At 70.4% G+C, this 23,826-nt stretch carries 27 protein-coding genes and 2 pseudogenes; 24 read left to right on the forward strand and 5 right to left on the reverse strand.

Translation table 11 applies throughout. The features are described from left to right. The first annotated feature begins 349 nt into the window (after nucleotides 1–349). The 6 genes from ACIBUY_RS04280 to ACIBUY_RS04305 all read left to right on the forward strand — a co-directional run bounded on the left by ACIBUY_RS04280 (nucleotide 350) and on the right by ACIBUY_RS04305 (nucleotide 4,950). Entirely contained in the window at nucleotides 350–832 is a 483-nt protein-coding gene (locus ACIBUY_RS04280) for a hypothetical protein (protein WP_399151726.1), read from the forward strand. A gap of 126 nt (nucleotides 833–958) precedes the next feature. Then, entirely contained in the window at nucleotides 959–1,357 is a 399-nt protein-coding gene (locus ACIBUY_RS04285; protein WP_399151727.1) for a hypothetical protein, read from the forward strand. Next, nucleotides 1,354–2,142, forward strand: coding sequence for a DUF317 domain-containing protein (locus ACIBUY_RS04290; protein ID WP_399151728.1), 789 nt, complete (start codon nucleotides 1,354–1,356; stop codon nucleotides 2,140–2,142). The genes ACIBUY_RS04285 and ACIBUY_RS04290 overlap by 4 nt, the downstream gene beginning before the upstream one ends. Then, entirely contained in the window at nucleotides 2,139–2,936 is a 798-nt protein-coding gene (locus ACIBUY_RS04295; protein WP_399151729.1) for a DUF317 domain-containing protein, read from the forward strand. Before ACIBUY_RS04290 ends, ACIBUY_RS04295 begins: the two co-directional genes overlap by 4 nt. A gap of 29 nt (nucleotides 2,937–2,965) precedes the next feature. Then, a complete protein-coding gene (locus ACIBUY_RS04300; protein ID WP_399151730.1) occupies nucleotides 2,966–3,730 on the forward strand; it encodes a hypothetical protein in 765 nt (254 codons plus the stop codon). Then, complete coding sequence (locus tag ACIBUY_RS04305) at nucleotides 3,730–4,950, forward strand: hypothetical protein (RefSeq protein WP_399151731.1); 1,221 nt, start codon at nucleotides 3,730–3,732, stop codon at nucleotides 4,948–4,950. Before ACIBUY_RS04300 ends, ACIBUY_RS04305 begins: the two co-directional genes overlap by 1 nt. Nucleotides 4,951–5,111: 161 nt before the next feature. Here the strand turns inward: ACIBUY_RS04305 and ACIBUY_RS04310 are convergent, their stop codons facing one another. Further along, nucleotides 5,112–5,594 carry a hypothetical protein gene (locus tag ACIBUY_RS04310; RefSeq protein ID WP_365576613.1) on the reverse strand — a complete coding sequence of 161 codons (483 nt, stop codon included), beginning with the start codon at nucleotides 5,592–5,594 and terminating at the stop codon, nucleotides 5,112–5,114. A gap of 259 nt (nucleotides 5,595–5,853) precedes the next feature. Here ACIBUY_RS04310 and ACIBUY_RS04315 point away from each other — a divergent pair, with 259 nt between their 5' ends. The 8 genes from ACIBUY_RS04315 to ACIBUY_RS04350 all read left to right on the forward strand — a co-directional run bounded on the left by ACIBUY_RS04315 (nucleotide 5,854) and on the right by ACIBUY_RS04350 (nucleotide 13,680). After that, entirely contained in the window at nucleotides 5,854–6,660 is an 807-nt protein-coding gene (locus ACIBUY_RS04315; protein ID WP_365576615.1) for a DUF317 domain-containing protein, read from the forward strand. 49 nt (nucleotides 6,661–6,709) lie between these two features. After that, the gene (locus ACIBUY_RS04320) at nucleotides 6,710–7,282 is read left to right on the forward strand and encodes a hypothetical protein (RefSeq protein WP_399151732.1); all 573 of its coding nucleotides are present in this window, start codon (nucleotides 6,710–6,712) and stop codon (nucleotides 7,280–7,282) included. 51 nt (nucleotides 7,283–7,333) lie between these two features. Next, nucleotides 7,334–9,130 (forward strand): type IV secretory system conjugative DNA transfer family protein, encoded by a 1,797-nt coding sequence (locus ACIBUY_RS04325; RefSeq protein ID WP_399151733.1) that lies wholly within the window; start codon nucleotides 7,334–7,336, stop codon nucleotides 9,128–9,130. 8 nt (nucleotides 9,131–9,138) lie between these two features. Beyond that, a complete protein-coding gene (locus ACIBUY_RS04330; protein ID WP_365576621.1) occupies nucleotides 9,139–9,774 on the forward strand; it encodes a hypothetical protein in 636 nt (211 codons plus the stop codon). Nucleotides 9,775–10,034: 260 nt separating this feature from the next. Then, nucleotides 10,035–10,871, forward strand: coding sequence for a hypothetical protein (locus tag ACIBUY_RS04335; RefSeq protein WP_399151734.1), 837 nt, complete (start codon nucleotides 10,035–10,037; stop codon nucleotides 10,869–10,871). Nucleotides 10,872–11,035: 164 nt separating this feature from the next. After that, the gene (locus tag ACIBUY_RS04340; protein WP_399151735.1) at nucleotides 11,036–11,773 is read left to right on the forward strand and encodes a DUF317 domain-containing protein; all 738 of its coding nucleotides are present in this window, start codon (nucleotides 11,036–11,038) and stop codon (nucleotides 11,771–11,773) included. Nucleotides 11,774–11,961: 188 nt separating this feature from the next. Beyond that, nucleotides 11,962–12,573 (forward strand): hypothetical protein, encoded by a 612-nt coding sequence (locus ACIBUY_RS04345; RefSeq protein WP_399151736.1) that lies wholly within the window; start codon nucleotides 11,962–11,964, stop codon nucleotides 12,571–12,573. 132 nt (nucleotides 12,574–12,705) lie between these two features. Then, entirely contained in the window at nucleotides 12,706–13,680 is a 975-nt protein-coding gene (locus ACIBUY_RS04350; RefSeq protein WP_399151737.1) for an alpha/beta hydrolase, read from the forward strand. Here the strand turns inward: ACIBUY_RS04350 and ACIBUY_RS04355 are convergent. The 3 genes and pseudogenes from ACIBUY_RS04355 to ACIBUY_RS04365 form a co-directional block, all read right to left on the reverse strand. Next, nucleotides 13,668–14,078, reverse strand: a pseudogene (locus ACIBUY_RS04355) (transposase); the annotation flags it as partial. The gene ACIBUY_RS04350 and the pseudogene ACIBUY_RS04355 sit on opposite strands and share 13 nt — an antisense overlap. A 56-nt stretch (nucleotides 14,079–14,134) precedes the next feature. Continuing rightward, the gene (locus tag ACIBUY_RS04360; protein WP_365576627.1) at nucleotides 14,135–14,569 is read right to left on the reverse strand and encodes a hypothetical protein; all 435 of its coding nucleotides are present in this window, start codon (nucleotides 14,567–14,569) and stop codon (nucleotides 14,135–14,137) included. A gap of 65 nt (nucleotides 14,570–14,634) precedes the next feature. After that, nucleotides 14,635–15,102, reverse strand: coding sequence for a hypothetical protein (locus ACIBUY_RS04365; RefSeq protein WP_399151738.1), 468 nt, complete (start codon nucleotides 15,100–15,102; stop codon nucleotides 14,635–14,637). Between the two features lie 478 nt (nucleotides 15,103–15,580). On the opposite strand from ACIBUY_RS04365, the gene ACIBUY_RS04370 reads away from it, so the two are divergent. Then, nucleotides 15,581–16,237, forward strand: a complete 657-nt coding sequence (locus ACIBUY_RS04370) for a hypothetical protein (protein WP_399151739.1) — start codon at nucleotides 15,581–15,583, stop codon at nucleotides 16,235–16,237. A 111-nt stretch (nucleotides 16,238–16,348) separates the two neighbouring features. Here the strand turns inward: ACIBUY_RS04370 and ACIBUY_RS04375 are convergent, their stop codons facing one another. Further along, nucleotides 16,349–16,717, reverse strand: coding sequence for a hypothetical protein (locus ACIBUY_RS04375; protein ID WP_399151740.1), 369 nt, complete (start codon nucleotides 16,715–16,717; stop codon nucleotides 16,349–16,351). Between ACIBUY_RS04375 and ACIBUY_RS04380 the strand changes: the two are divergent. The 9 genes and pseudogenes from ACIBUY_RS04380 to ACIBUY_RS04420 all read left to right on the forward strand — a co-directional run bounded on the left by ACIBUY_RS04380 (nucleotide 16,716) and on the right by ACIBUY_RS04420 (nucleotide 23,761). Next, nucleotides 16,716–17,123 (forward strand): annotated as a pseudogene (locus ACIBUY_RS04380) (carboxymuconolactone decarboxylase family protein). The gene ACIBUY_RS04375 and the pseudogene ACIBUY_RS04380 sit on opposite strands and share 2 nt — an antisense overlap. 142 nt (nucleotides 17,124–17,265) lie before the next feature. After that, a complete protein-coding gene (locus tag ACIBUY_RS04385) occupies nucleotides 17,266–17,442 on the forward strand; it encodes a hypothetical protein (protein ID WP_365576635.1) in 177 nt (58 codons plus the stop codon). Nucleotides 17,443–17,446: 4 nt separating this feature from the next. Further along, nucleotides 17,447–18,037, forward strand: coding sequence for a DUF317 domain-containing protein (locus tag ACIBUY_RS04390; protein ID WP_399151741.1), 591 nt, complete (start codon nucleotides 17,447–17,449; stop codon nucleotides 18,035–18,037). 358 nt (nucleotides 18,038–18,395) lie between these two features. Beyond that, nucleotides 18,396–19,328, forward strand: a complete 933-nt coding sequence (locus ACIBUY_RS04395) for a hypothetical protein (RefSeq protein ID WP_399151742.1) — start codon at nucleotides 18,396–18,398, stop codon at nucleotides 19,326–19,328. 300 nt (nucleotides 19,329–19,628) lie between these two features. Further along, nucleotides 19,629–19,967 carry a DUF317 domain-containing protein gene (locus ACIBUY_RS04400; protein WP_399151743.1) on the forward strand — a complete coding sequence of 113 codons (339 nt, stop codon included), beginning with the start codon at nucleotides 19,629–19,631 and terminating at the stop codon, nucleotides 19,965–19,967. 113 nt (nucleotides 19,968–20,080) lie between these two features. After that, entirely contained in the window at nucleotides 20,081–20,293 is a 213-nt protein-coding gene (locus ACIBUY_RS04405; RefSeq protein ID WP_365568045.1) for a hypothetical protein, read from the forward strand. Nucleotides 20,294–20,401: 108 nt separating this feature from the next. Next, nucleotides 20,402–21,220, forward strand: a complete 819-nt coding sequence (locus ACIBUY_RS04410; protein ID WP_399151744.1) for a hypothetical protein — start codon at nucleotides 20,402–20,404, stop codon at nucleotides 21,218–21,220. Between the two features lie 130 nt (nucleotides 21,221–21,350). Next, nucleotides 21,351–22,553, forward strand: coding sequence for a DNA cytosine methyltransferase (locus ACIBUY_RS04415; RefSeq protein WP_399151745.1), 1,203 nt, complete (start codon nucleotides 21,351–21,353; stop codon nucleotides 22,551–22,553). Further along, nucleotides 22,553–23,761, forward strand: a complete 1,209-nt coding sequence (locus ACIBUY_RS04420) for a DnaB-like helicase N-terminal domain-containing protein (RefSeq protein ID WP_365568036.1) — start codon at nucleotides 22,553–22,555, stop codon at nucleotides 23,759–23,761. Before ACIBUY_RS04415 ends, ACIBUY_RS04420 begins: the two co-directional genes overlap by 1 nt. Nucleotides 23,762–23,826 lie beyond the last annotated feature (65 nt).

A 23,826-nucleotide genomic window follows, 5' to 3' on the forward strand; every position in this document is an offset into this window, starting at 1 on the left:
CACCGCCCACGCACCGCACGCCACGGCCGCAGCCCCACTGGTCCCGAAACCCTGTCCAGCTCACATCAACGGCCCCGCGCTCTCTCGTCTGAAGGACAGCACCATCCCCATCACGTCCCCTCGCGCCACGCTCGACAACCCGTCCGACCAGGCCCGCAGCTGGCTGCGACGGCTCATCTCCCCCTATCTGCGCGCCTGTCTGCCGGCCGGCCGTGAAGGCAGCTCCCCGCTGGCCTGCGGCCCGTACGCGGTTCTCGACGAGTCCCGCCGCCGCAGTCCGCACCACTGATTCGGACCACGCGCCGGTCGCATCCTCCTCTCCCCGCTCGCACGACCGAGATCGCATCCGTTGGCCTACTACGCTCCCAAGAATCTGCGCGCCGCCGAGTTCTTCGCCCGACTCCATCTGCCCTTCGGCGGCAGCGAAGTTGTCGGTGACACCTACTACGTCACGCCGCACCCCGGCTCCGTGCTCCGGCTGCGCATCAGCTTCCACCAGACCATCAAGTCGGGTGAGTACGACGGGCTCGTCGTCGCGCTGCTGCATCCCGAACACGGAACCATCGACAGCACGTTGCTGACATTCCTCATGCACGAAACCTTCGCCGAGCGCGACACAGCGCGGCAGGTCCGCCCCGGGCACGCCGGTCACGCCACCTTCGATGCCCTCGCCCCGCAATGGGCCGGGGCAGACCTCGGTGAGCTGCGCCGTGCAATCGAGCGATACGCCCGCATCTGGTCTCCCACCACGGCGCTCCCGTCGCCCCCCGCCGTCGCCCCGTCGCGGACGGCGACACCCCGGCCCTCTCCCCCTGCCGGACGCACCCGCTGACCCGTCCTCACCGCCGCCGCCCTCCGCCGTCGCCTACGTTCCTGCCGCTCGCCAGAGCCAACGAAAGTCCGGATCACGGAACTTGCTCCTCGGTAGCGCTCGACCGTCCTTTGATCCTGGAGTGTTTTGTCCTCTGAGTCCCGTCCGCCCTTCGACGCCGCACCGCAGCAGGTGAAGGAGCTGAACGCCGCCCTGCTCACGGTTACCGACGCCCTGCGCCACGCCACCACTGGGCAGCAGGTCGCCACCCTCATCACCCCGCTCCTGAACCAGCAGGACGGCACCCTCCCGCGTCTCGCCATGGCGCTGAAGACCGCCGCCGACCGCGCGCAGAAGGTCACCGCGCACTCGTCCGCGGACCGCACCCTGTGGCAATCCCTCGCCCATGCCGCCGAGGCCCTGGATACCTGGATCGTCACCCTGCACGGCGTGGACGACGATCTGGCCGCCGCCCCTCCCCCGGCCGCGCCCCGCCCGCACCCGCAGTCCCCAGGCGCCGAACACGGCCCCGGGCGGAGCCGATGAGCGCCGCCAAGACGGCATGGCAGCGCCCCGATACCGCCCGGCAATACTTCGCCGTCACTCCGCGCCACCTCGCCGGGCCGGGGCATTTCTCCCACGTCACCGAGCACTTGAGGGCCTGCGGCTGGAAGGACCGCAGCCCGCGGCGCGGCGGGCAGATCGTGTTCGAGAACCCGCAGCGCACCGCCCGGGTCACCTACGATCCCGCCTCCGCTCCGCCGGGCTGGACCATCGCCGGGCGCACGGTGGACGGGACGAGCTGGCATGTCGCCTTCTCCATGCACACGCCCGCCGAGGCCATCGCCGGACTGACCGATGCCCTGACCCGCCCGCTGTCTCCCCTTCAGGAGCATCTGAACGTGTGGGCGCCGCTGCAGCAGCAGAACTGGTCCACCGCTCAGGGACGGCACTTCACGGCGAGCAGCCCGGACGGCACCGCCGCCGTGCAGTACCGGCAGACGGTCAACCAGGACGGCCGGGCCGAGGCGATGTGGTGGGCCGCCGCCCGCACCGAGCACGGCCGATTGTGGGATGCCACGTTCAGCCAGCACACCCCGATGCAGTTGATCGCCGCGTTCACCACCACACTGGCCGACCCGCGCCCGCTGCTGCGCGAACGCGGCGCGCACCCGGCCACCAAGTTCGCCGCCGCGGCCTCCGTCCACATGCGCCCCTCTCAGGCGATGGCCCATCTGGCCGCCCGGCTGCACCAAGCACGCCAGGACACCTGGGCCCGGCATGCCCCCGCCGCGCACCGCACCACTTCTTCCGCAGGAAGGCGCCGTTGACCACCCCTGACCGGTTCTTCCCCACTCTGGCTCGCGATCCGCGCGACGCGGCCCCGTTCGCCGTCACGCCCCGCCACCTGGCCGGGCCGGGCGACCCACGGCACATCACGCACTACCTGAGTGCGGCCGGCTGGCGCGACCACTCGGTCCCCCGCTATCCGCATGTGCTGCTCGAAGCCCCCGACCGGCGTACCCGTCTCACGCTGGAACCCGGCGCGGAGAACCCGATCACCTCGAACCCGGTCGCCTGGCAGCTGCACGGCACCGTGCAGCACTGGTACGCCGCTTTCAGCAGCCTCACCCCTGTCGAGATCATCGCCGGATTCACCGACACTCTCACCGGCCCGCCGCCTGCGGCGGCCCCAGGCGTGTCGGACGTGCTGGCCGAACGCGGCTGGAGCGAGCACTATCGCGGGATCGAATCCATGGCCTCCGACGAGGAGGACGTCCTCCTGTCGCGCGAGGACGACGAGTCATGGCTGATCGAGGCAGGAACGCCGCATCCGGCCGGCGGCATCCACAAAGTCATGTGGGAGGCGCGCCTGGTCGGGCAGGTGCCCGCGCACGCGCTGGCGGGCCTGGCCGCCACGCTCAGTGCTCCACAACCGCTGCTGCGCCATCAGACCAACATCATTCACCCCAAGGCCGTCATACGGAACACCGAGGTCCAGGGCGAAGATCTCCAGCGGCGGCACGAGCGGCGACTGGCCAGTGCCCGCACCGCCGCCCGTACCGCCCGGCGTCCGGCCCCGCCGGCCCTGAAGGCGGCGGCCCCGCCGGGACGGACTCGGTGACCGGCCCCCTCACCCGTCCGTCGCTCCGCGTGAGCGTGCACCAGAAGGTCCTCGATGACATCGCCGCGGAGATCGCCCAGCGTCTGCCCGGCCGCTGGCGCCCGGCCCCAACGCCATCACACCCGGACCTGGACGCGCTGGTGTGGGACGACACGCCCACCGCCTGGCAGGCATGGTCGGTGTCCCAGACGCCGCACCGCGTCCTGGACGGGCCGGATCATGAACAACTGCTGCTGGCGGTGCACTCCGGCCATGTGCGCCCCTTGCGCGTCAGCCCTTTGCGCCCGCTCCATCTGGGCCTGCACCGCGACTTCATTCCCAATCTCGGCCCGGTCGGCATCACGGTGCCTGCGGACCCGGCCCGGGCCGTTGCCCAGATCTCCCGGCGCCTGCTGCCCCGCTACCAGGACGCCCTCGCCCGCGTACGGGACTTCGCCGAGCACCGCATGGGCCCCGGACTGCACACCGTACGCGCGCGCGACACGCGCATCGTGATCGCCCAAAACGCCGAGGGGGCATGCGTGGTGCGCGCCCTGCATCCGGTGGCCGCTCTCGCTCTGACGCGCCGTGACTTCACCTTCGATACGGCGACCCGCGAATTCCGCGCCCCGCAGCAGCACACGTGGCAGATCCGGCGGTGGCCGGAGCGGGATCTGGCGACGTTCGGCGCGAGGCTGCGCCGGGATGGCTTCGCCGTCACCGTCCGCACCGCGCTGCCGCCCGTCGCCGCCGTGCAGGCACTCGCACTGCCCCCTCCCACTGTCCCCGCCCACCCCGTTGCCCGGAACCGCTGATGCCCGAACCCGACCTGCCCGTGCCCGGTCCGTCCACCGAGATCGTCCTGGCCTACAGCCCCTCGCGCCACACTCTGGTGGCACTCGCTCACGGCCCCGACTACGCGCGGGCCCATGAGGTACTGCAGCAGGCCGGGGCCCGGCCCGACGCCGATGCCATGTACCAGATCCCGATGCAGGACCCGGCTGCCTTCCAGCGCATGCTCGAGATGGTGCTCCCGGAGTCCGCGGACACGGCGATCACCACGCGCATCTCCGCCTGCCCCTACCTCGGCGATGTCGCCGAGCGCATCGCCGAGCACCTGGACGGTCCGTGGACGGCTGATGTTCACGTCTACGCGCTGCCCGACTGGCAACGCAACGTACGCCCATGGCTGTGGGATGACGGACCGCTCGCGCAGGCCCTTGACGCCCAGGCCGTCCCCTTTGCGGCGACCCTCACCCATGGAGACGGCACCGCCCTGCTATTGGCCGAGGATCCCGCGGCCCTCGCCGGTGACGCGTCGCTGCTCATCGGCGCGTTCGCCCCGCCCGGTGTGCCCGGCGGCGACTTCGCCGATGCCCTGGACGCACCCACGAGCATCATCGTGCCCGGCCCGTACAAGGGGGCGGCGCTCGCGATCCAGCAGGACTTGTTGCCCCGCTATCGGCACGCAGACCGCATCCGCCGCGCGAGCGAGGTCGGCGACGCCCTCGACCTCGCCCACGAGGCCCTGGCCGCGTGGGAGCGGACGGTCCGCGACCGGGCGAGCGGCGACCACCGCGAGCTGTCCCTGCTGCGCCAGCGCACCAAGGAGCGGCTGTGGCAGCAGTTCACTCAATTCCTCGACTACGGCGGGCCGTTGCTCGCTCATGCCGAAGCACTTCCCCACAGCCTGCGGGCCCAGCTGGCCGCCGGGCGCGACCCGGAGCACGCACTGGACCTGCTGAAAGCCGCCTTCGCCGAGGGACAAGAACGGCGCGAGGAGTGGAACGCCACCGTGCAGCGGTTGCGGGAGACCCCGCGGCGCCTGCCGCCCGTGTCCGTCGAGGTCCTCAAGAACCGGCGCAACCACGGCGCGAGCAACGCGATCGCCCGGTGGATGCAGCGCGGCCAGCTCCTGCTCGACCTCACCCAGACCGAAGCCGCCCCGGCATCGACCAAGGCTGCCCAACGACGATGCGGGCCAGCGCCTGCGGCCCCCACCGCGAACACGCAACGCACCCCGCCGAGCCCCTGACCTGGCGGACCGCGGCCGGCCGCTCTCACGCGGCCCGCATCAGCACCAGGGGCACCGACGAGACCCGTTCATCTGCGGCTCTCCCCGGAAGCACAGAGATCACTTCCCAGGCTGTTGCCGATCGTTCACCTCGGTTCCGGGGCCCTACCGAGAAGGGCGCATCACGGGTCGACTCCGACGGCACGCCATGCCGCGAGCAGGTCGACGTGCGCGGCACGGAAGTTGTCGTCGTGCTCGCCCTGGAGGAGCAGAGTCGTGGCCACCGTGCGAACTGCGGGAATGTCCAAAGAAAGGACGGCCCCGACACGCTCCAAGTCTGCGATCACGTCATTGACGCAGCGCGGCGGAAGGAAGCAGCGCGTGGCGTAGTCGTGCACGAGCTCCAGGACCTCGCGGGCGTCCTCGTCCTCGTCTCGCGCACGCCGTAGGACGCCCAGAACCTGCCACAGCGCTTCCAGCTTGAAAGCTGGCAAGGCCATCAGGTTCATGGCGCCTCGGCGAGAGGGCGGCATGTCCGATCTGATCTGACCGATGGCATCGGCAGCGACCCGGTACGGAAGGTGTGGCAAGACGTACTTCTCGGGGTCTCCGTAGTCGTGAGCGACAGCCGCCGCAGCTGCAAGGGTGTCGATGATCTCCTGCACATACCGCGCGTCGTGGACCCAGGATGCGTCTCCCGGCATCACGCACGGGTGGTCCGCTCGTTGTCTCGTCACCCACTCACCCTGCCCATGCCAGGTGCCGACGGAACTCGCCGAATACCTGTGGCGGACGGGGGGTCTTCCCGCTGTCGCCATCAATCACCGCCCGGCACATTCCCTCGGTTCGCTGAACCAGTTCCGCCAGTGCCCCTACCAGGCCAAGAGAGCCCGCCCCCCGTCAGTGAGGACTCCTACACACCTAATGCAGCTGTTCTATCCCCCGCGGCCCGGAGACCAGACACGGCGGCAGCTCGTCCACGCCACCACACCGCGGCATCTGGCCGGCCCGGGCGATCCCCGGTACGTCACCGCGCACCTGCTGGCCGCCGGGTGGAGCGACGTCTCCGTCCCCGGCTACCCGCACGTCGTTCTCGCGTCCCCCGCCGGCGACGTGCGCGTCGCCCTGGAGTCGCAGTCCCCGATCCGCTCGGCCGGCTGGCGCATCCACTCCACCTGCCGTCGCTGGTCCATGGCCCTTGACGCCCATGTACCGGTGGAGATCGTTGCCGGGGTCACCGACCTGCTGGCCGTCCCCGGTGACCTGTCTGAACCCGACCGCAGTGTCTGGGAGGTGCTGGAACAGCGCGGCTGGAGCATCGCCCGGGATCTGCCCGACAGCCGGATGATGCGGCCCGCCACGGACCCGAGCCTGCTCGTGGACTACAGCGACGGTCTGGGCCGCTGGACGATCGAGGCCGTCGGCGGTTACACAACCAACCGCCTCATCTGGCGCGCCTCGCTCACGCACGACGTACCCGCCGCCCTCCTGCACGGCCTGCTCACCCGTCTCACCGACAGCGCGCCGCTCTACCGAGGCCGCTACCTGACGTCCCATCACCCCCTGCTGGTCCAGGACGACACGAGCCTGGATGCGGCCGACCTGGTGACGGCGTACGAACACCGTCTCGCCGCGGCGCGCGACGCGGCAGGCCGAGCCTGCCACCCGGCCGGGACCACACCAGCCCCCGCGGATCACTCCGTGCGCACCGGCCCGCGCCGTATCCGCTGATGGAGCCTTGCTCCGCCCCGACCTGTCATCGCTGCAAGGAGCCGCCCCTGTGACACCCATACGTTCCAGCCCTCACGACCTGCACCTGCGCGCACTCGCCGTCTACCGCGAACGCGCCACCGCCATCCTCGCCCAGTGGGATCTGTACACCACCCGCAACCCCGACGCCGACTCGCTGGCCTACGGCCTTCGGCAGCGCGTGCGGGACGCCGAGACCTGGCGGGAGTTCACCCGCATCGCACCCCTGACCGACTCCCTGCTGCAGCGGGCCGAACACCAGCTGGCCCAGCTCTCCGGCCACCGCGAACAGCGGCGTTGGCGCGGCCAGCTCGGCCGGCTCGACGCAGCGAACCGCGGGCTGCGCCAGCTGCGCCATGAATGGCGCCAGACCCGCACGGCGCTGCCGCACACGGCCCGCCCCGGCACCGAGGAGTACGACGAGCCGATCGCCGAGCGCAACGCCGACGCCTGGGGCTACCTCGACGAGTGGACCCTGCTGAGCACCGCGCTCACCGAGATCGACGCTGCAGCCCGCGCGCAGTCCGGCACACCCGTCACCGCCCGGGGCCTGACCCAAGCCGCCCCCGCCCCGCCCGCCGCCGGGGCCCCGCGCCGCCGCTGACCGCAACCTCGCCCGTGCGCGTGTTCGTTCTCCTCCTCTCGGAAGTACCGCTTGTCCGCACCCCGTTCCCCTTCCGACGCCTCCCCCTTCACGGACGCCGCCTTCAAGGCCCTGCTCGCCGTCCTCGCCGTGGCCGTCCCCGTCGTCAACATCGCCTGGCTCGGCGGAAATCTCGCCGCCGTCCTCACCCGCGCCGACCCGTGGGCCGCCTACCTGCCCGCCGAAGCCGTGCTCCACCCCGACCAACTGTGGCCGCACACCAGCCCTGCCGCCCTGCTCGTCGGCCGCTATCTCGCCCCCGGCCTGCTGCTCGGCGCCGCTGCCGTCGTCGCCCTGCGTTGGTGGCGCCGCAGGGGCCCCGGCACGGGCCGGAGCAAGAAGATCGACGGGATGGCGAAGGTCAAGGACGTGTCGCCGCTCCTGGCCAAGACGCTCGCCGCCAAGGCGCCGTCGCTGCGCCCGAGCCTCGCCGACTCCGGCAAGGTCGCGGCGAACGACCTGGGCATCCTCCTCGGCAACCTGGCCGGCACCCGCCAGGAGTTGCGCATGGGTTTCGAGGACGTGGCCGTCGCGATCATGGCGCCGCGGTCCGGGAAGACGACCTCGGTGGCCATACCGGCGATCCTGGCCGCGCCGGGGCCGGTCCTGCTGACCTCGAACAAGGCCGGAGGCGACGCGTACACTGCCACCTTGGAGGCCCGCGCGAAGATCGGCCGGACCTGGACCATGGATCCGCAGCGCATCGCCTACGCCGAGCGGCTCATGTGGTGGGACCCGCTCGCCGACGCCACCACGCTGGAAGGCGCCGGCCGTCTGGCGGGCCATTTCCTCGCCGCGTCTGTGGACGCCTCCGCGCAGGGAGACTTCTGGTCCAAGGCCGCCTCCAACATTCTCGCCCAGCTGTTTTTGGCCGCGGCCAACGACAAGCGACCGATCACCGACGTCATGCACTGGCTCGCCTATCCCGCCGACCGCACGCCGCTCGACATCCTGCGCGACCATGGCTTCGCCTCGGTCGCCGCCCAGCTCAAAGGGACCGTCGAGGGGCCGCCCGAGACCCGCGACGGCATTTATGAGACCGCCCGTCAGTACGCGGCCTGTCTCCTCGACTCGGGGATCGCTGCCTGGGTCACCGAGCAGAAGGACGTGCCGCAGTTCGACCCGGCCGCCTTCGTGACCAGCCGCGACACTCTCTACCTGCTCTCCAAGGACGGAGGCGGGGGCGCCTCAGCGCTGATCGCCGCATGCGCGGACTCGGTGATGCGCGCCGCGACCGCACAGGCCGAGCGCGCCGGCGGACGCCTCGACCCACCTGCCCTGGCGGTCCTGGACGAAGCGGCCAACGTCTGCAAGATCAGCGATCTCCCCGATCTGTACAGCCACTTGGGCTCGCGCGGCATCATCCCCATCACCATCCTGCAGAGTTACCGCCAGGGCCAGAAAGTGTGGGGAGAACAGGGCATGGACGCCATGTGGTCGGCCGCCACCATCAAGATCATCGGATCCGGTATCGACGACGCCGATTTCGCCGACAAGATCTCCCGGCTGATCGGCGACCACGACGTGCCCACCACGTCGACTTCCCGCTCCGAGTCAGGCACCTCCACCTCCGTGTCCATGCGCCAGGAGCGGATCCTGCCCGCCGACGCGGTCCGCGCACTGCCCAAGGGCAGCGCCCTGCTGTTCGCCACCGGCCTGCGCGCCGCCCTGCTCACGCTGCGCCCCTGGTATGCCGAGCCCGGCGCCGACGAACTGTCCGCCGCCTCGGCCCGTGCCTCCAAGGCCATCACCGACCGCGCCCTCGCCGCACACGCTCCCCGCCAGGACGACTACGGCCCAGCCGCATAATCGGCAACGTGTCCTTGCCGGGCACACCCGCTCTCCTCACCTTCCTTCCTTCAGAGTTCACCGTGCAGTTCATCGACCTGGCCGAGCAGACCCGGCTGCTCGGCCAGCGGGCACCGGCCCTGCAGGCACTGTGCGACGACATCGAGCAGGTACGCGGCGGGAACATCGGCAAACCCGTCGACGAGATCGCTCCGATCGCCCTGCGTGCGCAGGAGCTCGCCCTGCAGTGCACCCGCCAGCTCCAGCAGCTCGCCGACAGTCAGTACGCGGCCATGAAGGGCGGACAGGAGAACCTCGCCCATCTCGCCGAGACCACCGCCCAGGTGTCGCTGGCAGCATCCATGTGCACACTGGCCATCCACACCCGCACCGACGACGCCGACGAGACGCCACAGGCGAGCCGTCGGGTCCTGGCCGACGCCGTCGAACGGCTGAAGTCCGCCGCCACGACGTACCCGTCGCTCGCCCAGCGGCTGTCCTTCCGTCTTGCCTCCGCCGCCGCCCAACGTGAGGACGAACAGCTCCTCGCCCAGGCACCCACCGCCCCGGGCGCCACCCGTTCTCCTGCCGGGCCGCCGTCGGCCGGCAGTGCCCCCGTCCCTGACGGTGCGGCCCGGGCAACTCCTCGACGCCCCGCGCGCTGACGGTGCACGACGCTAGCCGGGTAGCGCCACCGGGCTCAATCCCGATCTGTTCCCGCCGATCTCCGGTGGAACTTCACCCTGTCCGCCCCGGCCCCGCCCCGACCGGGTTCGAGGGACAATGGGCTCTGTTCGACGCGGCCGGCATCGCTGCACCCCGGACGCTGTTGCTGACGCCCGTCGTGAACCGTGCGCTCTGGCCTGGGCGCGCCCACGCAGCATCCGGCCTTCTCCGCCAACTCCCCTAATTTTCAAGGCATCCAGTGACTGACTCCCTGCCTGACGACCACGCTCGAGACGATGAGGCGCGCGAAGAGGCGTTCGTCGACGCCGTCATCCGCGCCGGCGACGCTCTGGGGTCCCCGCCTTCGCCCGATTACCGGATCGACGGTTACAGGGCGGCCGCCGACGAGGTCGAGGACGACTTCGTCCAGGCAACCCTCAACGAGGACACCTTCGTCGAACTGGCCGTCCACCACAGCGACGACGACCACACCTACATGGTGTTCTTCGACGGCAGTGCCACCTGGGACATCCCGGGCACCAGTGCCTATCGGGCCCTGCACATCACCCGCGATGTCGCCGCCCGGACCTTCACCTTCGCCGCCTCGGTGCACCCCACGGTCCCCTTCGCCCAGAACTGGCTTATCCAGCGCGGGTGTCCCGCCAACCAGATCGACGTCACCAACCCCGACGGCCCGCGGCCGGCCGACGCCGACACCAGCCGCCTCGAACAGCAACTGCGCACCTCCGGAACTCGGTACCGGATCATCGACACGTACACGCACGACCCGGTGCCCGGTCACGACGGCGGGCAGACGTGGATCCTGACACAGGACCAAGACCCTGTCGCACACGCCGCGCCCTACCGGCTGTTCGTCGAGGAGACCACCCTCACCTCGCACCAATACACCCTGCGCGAGGGGGCGTTCACCACCGTCGAAGAGGCCCGCCGCTGGCTGAACGACCCGACCACACCGCTACCACCAGCCCCGCCGTCCCCAGCGAATGCGACCGCTCGGCGCGCTCCCCAACAGGGCACCCCGCTCGCCCTGCCGCCCCGCCCCGTCGCACCACCCCGCCCTCCGCACCGCCGCTGAGCCCGTACATCCGCGCCGAACCGAGCAGAACACCGGCGCGCCGCGTGCACAACACCCGGTCTCGCAACTCCCGTTGCTCATTGCGGCGCGCCGCCGGACGCCACCACCTCGCCCGAAAGCCTCCTTTGGTCCCACCGCTCCCTCCCACCACCCTCCTGCCCGACGTGCTGGTCACGCCCCGCTACCTCGCGGGCAACACCACCGTCTTCGACCACGGCTTCGTCCCCCTGCTCACCGAACGGTCCTGGCCCCACCTGCGCGACCCCGACACCGGCGACCTGTTCATCACCAGCCCGTGCCAACGGCTGCGCGTCGCCGTCTATCCCGACGGATACGACACCTGGCAGATCACCGCCAGTCCCGATCCGTTCCAGCACATCGCCTGGAATGCGATCCTCACCTCGGAGACCCCGCCCGAGATCGTCGCGGCACTGACGCGGGCCCTGGCCGTGCGGCTGGAGCACCTGCCGGACTCGCTCTTTCACGAGCCGCCGCTGACCCCGGTCTCCGTCGCCTTCGATCCGCTCGTCGCAGCCGGATGGCACAAGGAGCGCACCGAGAACTTCCACCGCGCGGAATCTCCTGACGGGCTGGCCGGACTGCAGCTTCAGCGATGGCCCCGCGACGAGGCGCCAGAGCCCGAACCGACCGATCTGATCTGGCAGTTCACCGCGGGCAACGGCGCCGCCGCATGGTCGGCCGAGTTCAGCAGAGATACTCCACTGCGCATCCTCAAGGCCCTCACCGTCGCTGTCACGGACCCGGCCGCGGTGAGGCGCGAGCCGGCTCTCATTCCCGCCGCCCACCGCCCCCACGTCACCGTGCATCCCATCACGGCCGCCAGCACCGGGCCCGCTGCCCTCGCACCCGCTCCCGACGTCCGCCGCCCGGCAAGTCGCTGACCAGGCCACCTGCACGGCCAGTCACAGAATCCGCTGCGCAGACTTCGCCGCGATCACCGCCTGCACGCGACAACGCCCCTCCTCTCTCGTGTCACGAGCAGCCAGGCCAGTCGGCAGTCGAACGGCACGTCCTCCTGCAGCCGCCCGGGACGGCCCATGCCACCGCCCGCCCTCTATTCAGGAATCCCATGGCACTGACAGACCACAATGCGGTCTTCGTCGGCTCCACCGACGACGGCCACACCTTCGTCCTGGTCAACCGCAAGATCCCCGCCGCGCACCAGACCCTGGTGCGGGCGGGCTTCACCACCCGCGAGCACCACGGACGCACCGTGTACTGCCTTGCGCCCGACACCAGCGAGGACGCCGTCGAACGCGCCCTGACCGCCGTGTACTCACTCATGGCCCACACGATGGACCTGGTGGACCTTGCCTGGACCACGCGTGCCCGGGCATCGGGTCAGCAGCCCGTCCCCGCCCTGAGCTTCTGCTTCAACAACGGCACGGTGACCGCGACGGCGACCACCGGCCCGGCGCGCGTCGTGCTGAAGCAGCACAGGTTCACCCGCACTACCGGCGCCACCTACGCGCCGCCCGCGGGCCTGGGCGAGCGCGACCTGGTCGCCACCGTGGTGCGCGCCGAAACCCACGGCTACGCCGACGGCCTCGACGTCCGGGTGGATCTGGGCATCCCCACCCTGGCCGCCATCCCGGCCGCATCCCGCACCCGCCGCCCGGCAGCACCCTCCGGCCCGGCGCGGCCAGCGCTCGCACCCGCCTCGGGCACGCCGCGCCGGTGAGCAGCACGATCCACCGCGAAGCCGCCGGGCGCCCCGCCCACCGCAGCATCTCCACGCAGGACTCCTGCGCGGCCCGGCCGATCACACCCTCCCGCCTGGCCACCCAACACCGTTTCACTGAAGGGAAGTTGTATGTCCGCCGCCCCTGCGTCGGGCGCTCACGCCATACGCACCGATGACGGCGCCCGTCTGATGACGTACGTGGCCGGGCCGGCCACCGCACCGGCCACCATGGTCCTCGTGCACGGTCTGTCGGTCACCGCCGACCTGTGGCGCATCCCGGCCCGCTATCTGGCCAGCGACGGCTACCGGGTAGTGCGTTACGACCAGCGAGGCCACGGGCACTCCACCCGCGGTCGTGTATTCCGGCTGAGCCTGGACCAGCTGGCCGACGACCTCGACCAGGTGATCACCACAGCGGCACCCGCCGGCCCGCTGATCCTGGCGGGCCACTCCCTGGGGGCGCTGACCCTGCAGCGCCTGCTCGCCCGCCATCCGCACCACCGTGACCGAATCCGGGGCATGCTGTTGGTCTCGGCGACCGGGCGCGGCGCCCGCACCCGCCCCGGGCCCGGCCCCCGCCACCAGTTGCTAGGCGCCGCCCGCCAGGCCGTCGCCCTGGCGTGCACCCTCGCGCCCCGAGCCGTCGACCGGATCCGCCGCCGGCTGCCCACCGCCTACCGGCACGCCCTGCGCCCCCGCTCTCTCGAGCCGCAGGCGCCCCAAGGGACACCGCCGTGCCGGGCGGGCCTGCGGCACACCCCCACCGAAGACATCGTCGACCTGTGGGAGGAGCTGGTCGACTACCAGCTCACCGCGGCCGACCGGCGGGCTCTCCACTCGCTCGGCGACCGTCTGCGGCTGCTGGCCGGCACCCACGACATCCATATTCCCGCCGCCGAGACCACCGGGCTCGCCGACCAACTCCCGGCCGCCCAACTGCACTTGGCCGCCGATGCTACGCACGCCCTGCCCGTGCACCAGCCGGGCCTGGTCACCCGACACCTCACGCAACTGGCCACCAGCACACCCGCCGCAGGGAACGTAAGCCGTGGACGCCGAGCACCAGCCACCGCAGTCGGCGCGCCGTTGGTCCGGCGTTCGTAGCAGCACGTAAGTCGATGGAAGGCGTTCTGCCAGGCGTGCGTGCGCTCGACATGCCACCGCTGACTCGCCTGGATCGGTGCCTTCTCGCCCCTGTGCGCGATGCGGCCGTGCAGGTTGCGAGCAGCGAGTTCGGTGCGGGTCCTGTCCGAGTCGTAGCCAGCGTCCAGGTGCATGCTGACATGGTCGGGCAGCGGCCCGAGGTCCTCCGGCAAATCCAGGGGCGGGGCGAGCAACGGGGAGTCATGGCGGTTCGCTCAGGCCAGTACCCTGCCGAGCGGGCTTCCATAGCCGTCCGTCATGTCCGAGCGTTTCAGGCCCTGTCTGCCGCGGTCGACCGGTGAGCGCCCGGCGCCTTTGCCGCCACCGAGGGCCTTGGTGATGGAACCGTCGACGGTAACCCGGGCACGCACTCGACCTCATCACGCCCACCCGCTGAGAACGCTCGAGCCTCGGACTACTGGTGAAGATGGTGCGCGGCGCCCTCAAAGATCACCTTGCCATGCGACTCCGCACGGAGCCCTGCCAACTCACTTGAAGCTGGCAAGAGGCAGGCGGCGAATTTCATGCCGAACTTTTCCACAGGCTCAGACAGCGTCATCTCGGTCTCGCTGCCGTCATCCGCTACCGCGACCATGCGATCCACATGCACCATGCACCGTGCGGCTACCGTCACTGGAAGATCGTCGCGGCGGCCATATGAATACTGGACTGGCTTGCTGGGGCTGGGTACAGCTCTGCCCCCCATGCCGCCTCCATCGACATGCCGTTCCCCGGCATAGATGTCGAGGTGGGTGACAAACACGTCGCTCACTGGCCCAGCACGCAGTACCCAGTGGTACTTCCCGGACTGTCCGGCGAGAACCTCGTCCAGATCACCCGTTGCACTCATGGCCTGCCCCCTCACGTGCCCGGGTCTGGGGGACGTGAAGTTCCCCCCAGACCTGGGATGCGCCTCTACTTGATGATCTGCGCCTGCGGTTCGCCATGCACCTTGTGCCAGTAGACAGCGAGAATGTCGCCATCGCTATAGGTGCGCGGCCTCCTGTAGTTGTAGTAGTACACGCCCGGCTCGTCAGTGTCGGGGCAGATTGTGTACCCGTCGTACAGGTACCCCCAGTTCTTGCGATATTTCGGGCTGGTGCATCCCACATTTCCGAAAGCCTGGGTTCTCCATTCCTTGACGCGCAGACTCTCACCGATCACCTGCATGCAAACGTCCTCGTCGCACTTGCTGGCCGACTGTATTTGCACTGTGCTGACCCCGGCCGATGCCGCTTCGTCCGGGTGGGCCTTGATGTAGCCATTCGACATCCAACCGGCAACACTGCCATCGGAATCGGTGACCTGAACGGAACCCGTCGCACTTGACGTGTCAGCAGCCGCGGTTGGCACGTACGCCGCCCCCAGAAGAGCTGCTGCCACGACAGGTAATGCGAGGTATTTCCTTGAGCGCATTGTTCCCCCATGTTAGTTGTGGTCGATGCCAATGATCCCGTGTGGGGCCCCAGGCGTCACAAGTGCTTCGGTGAAGCGCTTCGACCACGGGAAGCTACAACGCACCGCATAGACGTTCTCTCAACATGAGATAAACGGCTGAGGTCAACCAATTACTTGACGATGCGTCCGCGAACCTCCGTCGTTCAGCACACCGGTTCCCAGGTCCCGCGGCACCGGCGTGCCCGTCGCATCGTGAGCTGCCCGTCCCTTTTTCCACCCAGGCCGACGATCCGGTTCAGTCGTTCTGATTCGCCACTACACCCCGCCACGACGCCGCCCGTGACGGCCATGCGCCAAGGTGGCCCAATGCCGCCAGGGCGTCTGGCACTTACCGGCGGCGCGCTTTCCAACGGGACACCGCCACCGGTCCAGTCGACCGTCTGCCCCACCCAGAAATGCCCCGATGCCCACACCCTCGCCCCTGCCCGCACAGCTGCGTGAGCTCGGCACCCAGTTCGCCGCGCTCCGATCCCGCCTGGCCTCCGATACCGCAGCCCAGGTCACCTTCGACGAACTCGCCCACGACTTCGCCACCGCCCAGATATTGTCCGCACGGGCCATCGGCCTCCTGCAAACCCTGTCCCGCGCCACACCGGCCGTCAGCGAAGGGGTCCTGAGCGGGGTGCGCGGCATCGTGCGCGCCACCGCCGACGTCAACCGTCACCTCGCCACCGCTCTCAGCCTCGCCCCCGTCTCGGCGACATCCCAGCCCCGACCGCACCAACTCCGCCTCGCAGAAGATAGGTTGCAGCCCTTGCCGGGCCGGTGCAACTGGCTCGCCCCGTTCCTCGCGACCGCAGGCACGTCGGCCCGTACGGCGGCCGGACGCGCCCCGCAGCGCGGGCCCCTCACTCCCGCCCAGTACCAGGCTCTTCAAGCCATCGCGCGAGGCGAGGCCGTCATGACGCAGCGCTCGGGAGGGCGCATGTTCGTGTACACGTCGGCCGAAACCAGGATCACGAGGCGCTCCAGGAGCGCGGACTGGTCGAGCGTGACCGGAGCACCACCCTCTTCGCCGGTCAGGCACTCGCCCTCACCCCGGCCGGCCACACCGCCCTGAAGTCGCCCGCGCCCTCGGCCGCCCCGCCCGCTGGCCCTACTCACCGGGCCACCCGAAGCCGATGACCGAGCAGACCTCTCTGGGCACCAACTCCTCACCCTCCCTTCTCAATCAAGGTCCCGCATGCTCATCAATCGCGCCGACATCTACGGCGTGGACGTGCAGATGTTCCACGCCGACAGCGTCCTTTACCTCGACACCCGCACCGGAGCACCCGACGAGCTGCTCGCCCTGCTCGACAGTCTCGGGTTCGAACGGCGCACCTCCGGCGACGGCACCTGGCACCAAGTGCCCCAGGACCTGGACGAGATCGCCCTCAAGCATCTCGCCGACCACGCTCTGATCGAGCTCGACGCCGCCGGGTTCCGCCTCGATATCGATGCCGGAATCGTCGGCGGCAGCGCATACCGCGCCGCTCTCGCCCAACACATCACCCCAGCCCCCGCATCCGCGGCCGACGGCCAGGAACGGATCAACCATGAACGACAGCAGCCGCCAGGACCGCTTCGCGCACGGCATGAACGTCCTCACCCGCGTCGACAGTGAAGGCGGTCAACGCGTCATCGACGCGCTCGGCGACATCAGCCCCGAACTCGGCCACCAGGTCGTCGCCTGGGCCTTCGGCGAAATCTAGGACCGTCCCGCCCTGAAACCGCGCGACCGGCAACTGGTCATCCTCGGCATGCTCACCGCTCTGGGCGGATACGAACCTCAGCTGAAGGTGCACATCAACGCCGCCCTCAACGTCGGACTGACCACCGAAGAGATCGTCGAGGCCCTACTGCACTCCGCCGTCTACTGCGGCATGCCCAAGGCCCTCAACGCCACCTTCGTCGCCAAGGACGTCTTCACCCAGCGCAGTCTCCTGCCCGTCCCGGCGCCGTAGCCGCCACGCCGCCCGGACACAGGCACAGCGCAGTCCGCCCCAGCCCTAACTCGGCCCTGCCGCACACACATTAGCCCCGGAATCGTTCCGCACCCGCACAGGAGAGACCGTCCCCCAGCAGCCCGAGCGCACCCCCGCGCCCATGACGCCCCACCGCACCCCACGCCTGGCCCTCGCCGTCTTCCGCCGCTACCTGCGCGCCGCCATCGTCCGCAGCCGCGAGCACCACATGCCGCTCGTCGAGCAGGCCCTCGACGAAGCGCACCGGCGTGACGCCGTGCTCCTCCTCGAAAGCCACCGCATCAGACACCTCCGGTAACCCCATGGCCACGCCCTGGGCCACCGCGCCCAACTCCCGCGCATCGGCGCTCCCCCGGCCCGCGCAGCATCGAGTAGACGTCGCTCCTGTCTACCTGGCCGGCCCCGGCAGCGCGACCACCGTCACCGACTCCCTGCAGGCGGCAGCCTGGAGCGTGACGCACACTGCCGTCGGCGCTCTATACACCAGCCCGTGCCTGCGCGCGCACGTCGTTCACCTGCCCGAACACTGGAAGATTACGTACGCCCGCACACCACTCGAAGTGCCCGCCTGGAGCGCCCAGTTCTCCCGCGAGGCGCCGGCCGAGGTGGTCGCGGCCTTCACCAGCGCCCTCGCCGACAGCCTGCCCGCCGACCATCGGCCGCTGCCAGAGACGGCGTCGAATGACAGGGGCAGCGGACCGCGCACGATCCTGAACGTGCCCGGCTGGCGCAAGGAACGCCTGGCCCACTACCGCTACCACCACTCACCGGACGGCCACGCGTACCTGCGTCTCAACCTCGGCGAGATGGACTTCCACGCCGAGCTCGAAGGCGAGGTCTCCGCCGCGTGGAGCACGTATGCCTGTGTCGAGGCCGTCAACGGGCCGCGCTGACACGCCGACTTCACCACCTGCACCCCGCTGTCCCTGATTGCTGCCGCGACCGACGCATTCTCCCAGCTGCTCCCCGTGCGCCGTGAACGGCACGAGGTACCGGAGCGCAACCAACCCTTCGTAACCCTCGGCCCGTCCGCCCCCCGAGGGATCGGCCCCCGCTTCGAGCAGGACGCCCCGCGGGCCGGTAGCACCGCGTCGGGACACCTCGGCCCGTTCACGGCGCTGACCGCCTCCCCCGGAACTCGGCGTCGCCCACCAACTCCCGGACGGCACCGGCTCGCGGCGCCGCTCGACGACGCCCGTCTCCACGCTCATTCCGGCTGCCTGGTCCACTCAACTCACAGCAGAAAGTCTCATGCCCGAACCCGTTCTCCGCATTCTCTCGCTGGGTGCCGGCGTGCAATCCAGCACGCTCCTCGCGCTTTCCGCATCCGGAACCCTCCCCAAGATCGATTACGCGGTCTTCGCAGACACCGGATGGGAGCCCCGGGCTGTTTATGACCATCTCGACAGGATCGAGAGGGATATTGCCGCTCCCGCCGGGATCCCGATTCTCCGTGTTTCTACAGGTAACATCAGAGACGACGCCCTCAATCCCGCTCACCGGTTCGCATCCATGCCGCTCTACATCCTCAACCAGGACGGGAAGAGCGGGATGGGTCGACGCCAATGCACAGGTGAGTACAAGGTGAAGCCCATCAAGAAACAGGTGCGCGCCCTGCTCGGCTACCCCTATCCGAAACGCGTCCCGAAGGATGTGTTCGTCGAGCAGTGGGTGGGAATTTCGACGGACGAGTTCCATCGCGCAAAAGACTCAGATGTCGCCTACATGCGCAACCGCCACCCCTTGATATCTGACATGGACTGGTCTCGTTCCGATTGCCTTCGATACCTGTCCTCCATCGGACTGGACAGTACGCCCAAGTCCTCGTGCCTGGGGTGCCCCTACCACGGAAATGCTCAGTGGCGTCATATTCGGGACACCTCGCCCGCCGAATGGCAAGACGTGGTCGCGTTCGATGCGGCGATCCGCAAGGGCAACGCCCGCGCAACCGCGCAGGGGCGTCCGCTGCTGGGCACGGCCTATCTGCACCGCTCGCGCGTCCCGCTCGGCAAGGCGCCCATCGATCACGTCACGGCCGCCGAGTGGGCCGCGCGCCAGCAGCAGTTGGATCAGACGCCGGTCGATGCCGACGAGGCTGAGCAGGGCGTGGTGGGCGGCTGCTCCCCCTGGACCTGCCGCGGCGACAGCCTCCTGAGTCAGAACGAATTCGACCTGGCCTCATAGCTCCTACGAATGCCACCTGCTCTGATTCCCGATCGCGACAAGGAGATTGATGCCCGTCCGCATGTCCCCACCGCCCGTGCCCGTCTCGCAGGGCACCGGCCCTCTTGAGTCTCTCCGCGCCATCGCGCCTGTCGCCTCGTGAGCCTCCCGCACCTTTCCACCCAGGCTGACGACCCGTCGGAGTCGTTCTGGTTCGCTACCACGCCACGCCACTTCGCCGGGCGCGGCGATCCCCGCCACATCACGCAGGCCCTACGGGCTGCAGGATGGCGCTCTCGCGCCGACCCCGACATTCCCCACGTGGTGCTGGTCAGCCCTGATCACCGGTACACGCTCGCGCTGGAACCGAGCCCCGACGCGTATGCGACGTGGTGGCGCATCGTGTCGCATGCCGATGGCAGCCACTGGTACGCCGCTTTCGGCGGCAACACGCCGGTGGAGGTCATCGCCGGATTCACCGACGCCCTGCTGCGCCCGCACCCGACAACGCCTTCGTCACCGTGGCCGCTGCTGCGTAAGGCCGGCGGATCTACGAGCGCCACGAGCGCGGCAACGAGAGCAGCCGGCATCCGGACGGCAGTCTGCGCATGGAACGGCGCGCCGCGATCAGCGACTACTTCAACTGGTCGGCCGAAGTGAGCGTGCCCACCGGCCTCGGCGACCACCAACGCGTGTGACAGGCCCACTTCGACGACCACACCCCGGCGCATCTGCTCACCTCCTTCGCCGCAGCCCTGGCCGACCCGGCTCCTGTGCTGCGCCGCCACTACGAGGCGGCCCCCGGCCACAGCTATCTGGTCTCCCAAAAGCCCGGGCCGCCCGGTGAGCAGCTCGCCGCCGCGCACGCCGCGCGGCTCAAGGCCGTACGTGCGGCTGCGGCCAAGGCCCGGCGGGCCGCCGCTCGCAGCGTAAGCACCCGCCCGGCTGCGACCGTCTCGTCCGCCGCTCCAACTCGCCGCCGCTGATCCACACCCCGGCGCCCCACGCGCCGCCCGCCGCCTCGCCCCGATGGCGCGGCGCAGCAGACCCCGCTCCTCGTCGTCGGCGCCTACTTGTCGAAGGACTCGTCCCTCGTGCCCACACCGACCCACTCCCAGTCCTCCATACCTGAGCAACTACTCAGCCTCGCAGGCGACTTCACTCGCTTCACCGACTCCCTTTCCGCGCTCACCGTGAGCGTCGCGGATTCCAACGCGGCACTCCACCGTCAAATCGAGGAAGCCCAGCAGCTGGCCGACGCTGCCAGCACCCTGTCGAACCGGATGGCCGGCCTGCGGCTATACCGCAGCACGCGGTATATCGCCGCAATGGCCCGCATCCGGCAACTCGGCCAGCTGGCCCTGGACGCGGTGGACCACCTGTACGCCTTGGACCAGGTTCTGGACCACGCCCGCAACAAGACCCCGCGCCCAGACGGCGAGCCGCCGCTGAGCGAACTGGCCGCCCTCTCCTCGGCCAGTGGCCGTCTGCGGCTCGCCCGCGACCTGACAGCGCTCGGCGGCCTCGACGCGGCCCGGGCCGCCGAGGCCGCCGCCCAGGAGCTGCACCGACAGCAGCACGGTCCGGTGCCCGCGGCTGTCCAGCTGTCCGAGCGCCAGCAAGACCTCCTGCATGCCGTGGGCGAAGGCACCGTCACCTACTTCCAGGCGGGCCCGGCCGCTGTTGCCCGGTATGCCGGTGAACCAGTCAGCCTCAACAATCTCCGCGCACTCGAAGCCCGCGGATTCCTCGTCCGCGAGCCGAGCCAGCGTGTGCCGGTCGCGCAGCGCTGCTACCTCACCGCCACCGGCCGCGCGGCGCTGGCCGCCACCTTCGTGCCATCCAGGCCCGCCCCGGAGATGGCTCCGCGTGTATCGCCCCGGCCAGCCATGTCCCGCGCCACCGGGCGCTGAACCATCCCCTCCCGTCCGCACCGCCCTGGAGAAGTCCCATCCGCATACCCCCTCTCCACCATCTCGCCCCGCTCAGACACCTGTTGTCCCCGGCGCGCCACAGCATGAGCACGGCCGCGGGCCGGCCGGTATGACGCTGATTCTTGATCTCTTCGCCGGCCCCGGCGGCTGGAGTTACGCCCTGAAGGTGCTCGGCGTACGCGACATCGGCCTGGAGTGGGACGAGTGGGCGTGCAAGACGCGCGCCGCGGCCGGCTTGAACACGATCCGCACCGACGTCGCCCAGTATCCGACCGAGCCGCTGATCGGCAAGGTCCACGGGCTGATCGCCTCCCCGCCCTGCCAGGCATGGTCCAAGGCCGGAAAACGCCTCGGCCTCAAGGACCAGCCCCTGGTCCACCAGGCCGTCGCCGACCTCGCCACCGGCCGTGACACCCGCGCCCAACTCCTGGCCGCCTGCCAAGATGCGCGGTCCCTGCTCGCCGCCGAACCCATGCGTTACCTGCACGCCCTGAACCAGCACGGCCAGCCCGACTGGATCGCCATGGAGGAAGTGCCCGACGTGCTGCCGCTGTGGCGGCAGTACGCGCACATTCTGCGTGCCTGGGGCTGGTCGGTGTGGACCGGCCTCCTCAACGCCGCCGACTACGGTGTCCCCCAGACCCGCAGCCGCGCGATCCTGCTCGCCTCCCGCATCCGCACCGCCGAGCCGCCCGCCCCCACCCACGCCCAACACCCCGAACCTGACTCGCTGTTCGGCCCGGGACGGACCCGCTGGATCTCCATGGCCCAGGCTCTGGGCTGGGGCGCCACCAACCGGCCGGTCCCCACCATCTGCGCCGGCAGCGGCAACGGCGGCGCCGAACCCTGGCCCTCCGGCAGCCGCCGGGCCCTGGCCACCGCCCGCGACAGCGGCACCTGGCAGCGCCAGCCCGAAGAGCCCCGGGCCCCGCGCCGCGCGGCGTCCGCCCGCCTGCCCGTCCCGGTCGAAGAACCGGGAACCTGGCGCTGGTCACTGCGTAGCAACAACCAGTCGAACGCCACCGTCCGCTCGCTCGACGAGCCGGCCAGCACCCTGTTCTTCGGACACCGCGTCAACGAGTGCCGGTGGGTCGGCGAATCCGCCGCCGCACCCGCCACGGCCTCCGTACGGATCACCGCTCAGGAGGCGGGCGTGCTGCAGTCGTTCCCCGCCGACTACCCCTGGCAGGGCACCAAAGGCCGCCAATTCGAGCAGATCGGCAACGCCGTCCCGCCCCGCCTGGCCGCGCACCTACTCGCCCCACACCTGGGGGCCACCTTCACCCAAGACGACTTCGACCTGGCCGCGTAATGTCCCACCCCACCCCGTCCCCCACTCCGCCCCGGCCCCCGCAAGCCCTCGCCCCCGCCGAACAGGCCCTGCTCGGCGCACTGTTGCAACAGCCCCACCGCCTCACCGAGGCCGGCCCACTACGCCCCGAACACTTTTACGACCCCATCCACGCCGCGCTCTTCCACGCTGTGCGCGCCATCTCCGCCACCGCACCCGCGCGGCAGGCGACGGCAGACGAAGCGAATGCACCGCATGAGCCCGGACGCCCGGCCGGCAGCTGGCCCGCGTCCGGACGTCACGACCCACGCCGCGAGCAGGCCCTGGAGCAGCTCAACGCCATCGTGTCGCTCGCCGCACGACAGGCCGCGGGCACCACGGTGGTGTACGCACACCAACTCATCGACGCCTGCCCGGAACCGCGCCACGTGGCCGCCTACGGCCGGATGGTCCTGGCCGCCCACACACGCCGCACCGTGCGCGCCCACGCCGAACGCCTCTCCCGCACCGCCGGCGACACCACCCTGCCCAACCGGCTGCAGGCCACCGCCCACGCCGCCCGCACCCTCACCCAGCACCTCGACCAACTCGCCCACCTGTGGCGGCCTCACCCGGCCGCCACCCCCCGCACCCCGCCGCCGCCCGCACCCCGCTCCCACAACGAACGCGAACGCTCCGAACGCCACGGCGACGAACGCGCCTTCCTCGCCGCCGTAACCACCCACCCCACCGCGCTCGATGTGATCCGCACCTACCTCAACCCGGACGACATCGACTACCCCCTGCACCAGGACCTCGCCCGCTGCCTGATCGCCCTGCGCCACCGCGGCGACGCCATCGACCCGGTCACCGTGCTGTGGGAAGCCGAGCACCGCGGCCTCCTGACCACCCACCAGATCGCCGCCCAGCACGTTCTGGACCTGTGCGCCACCTCCTCCGAAGACCCCGAACACCTCGCCCGGCGCCTGCTCGACCACGCCGTGCTCGACCAAACCGTGCACACCGCCCACACCATCGCCGCCTACAGCGACAACCTCACGCTCAGCCCCCACCAGCTCATCACCGGATCCCGGCACGCCCTCTCGCAGCTCGCCGCCCGCCACGCACGACGCCAGCACGCCCAGCGCTCCACCTCACCCGCCCGTCCACCCGAACCAGGTCCGGTGCCTGCCGTACCGCCCGCGCCCGGTCCTCCCGAGCAGGCACCCTCGCGTCCGGTGGCGCGCTGACGTACCGCCGGGACAGCACCCCGCCCCCAAAGTGTTGACTTCCGCCACCCTGTGCGCGGAGTGTG

The organism is Streptomyces sp. NPDC050085 (assembly GCF_044460595.1).
GTDB lineage: Bacteria > Actinomycetota > Actinomycetes > Streptomycetales > Streptomycetaceae > Streptomyces.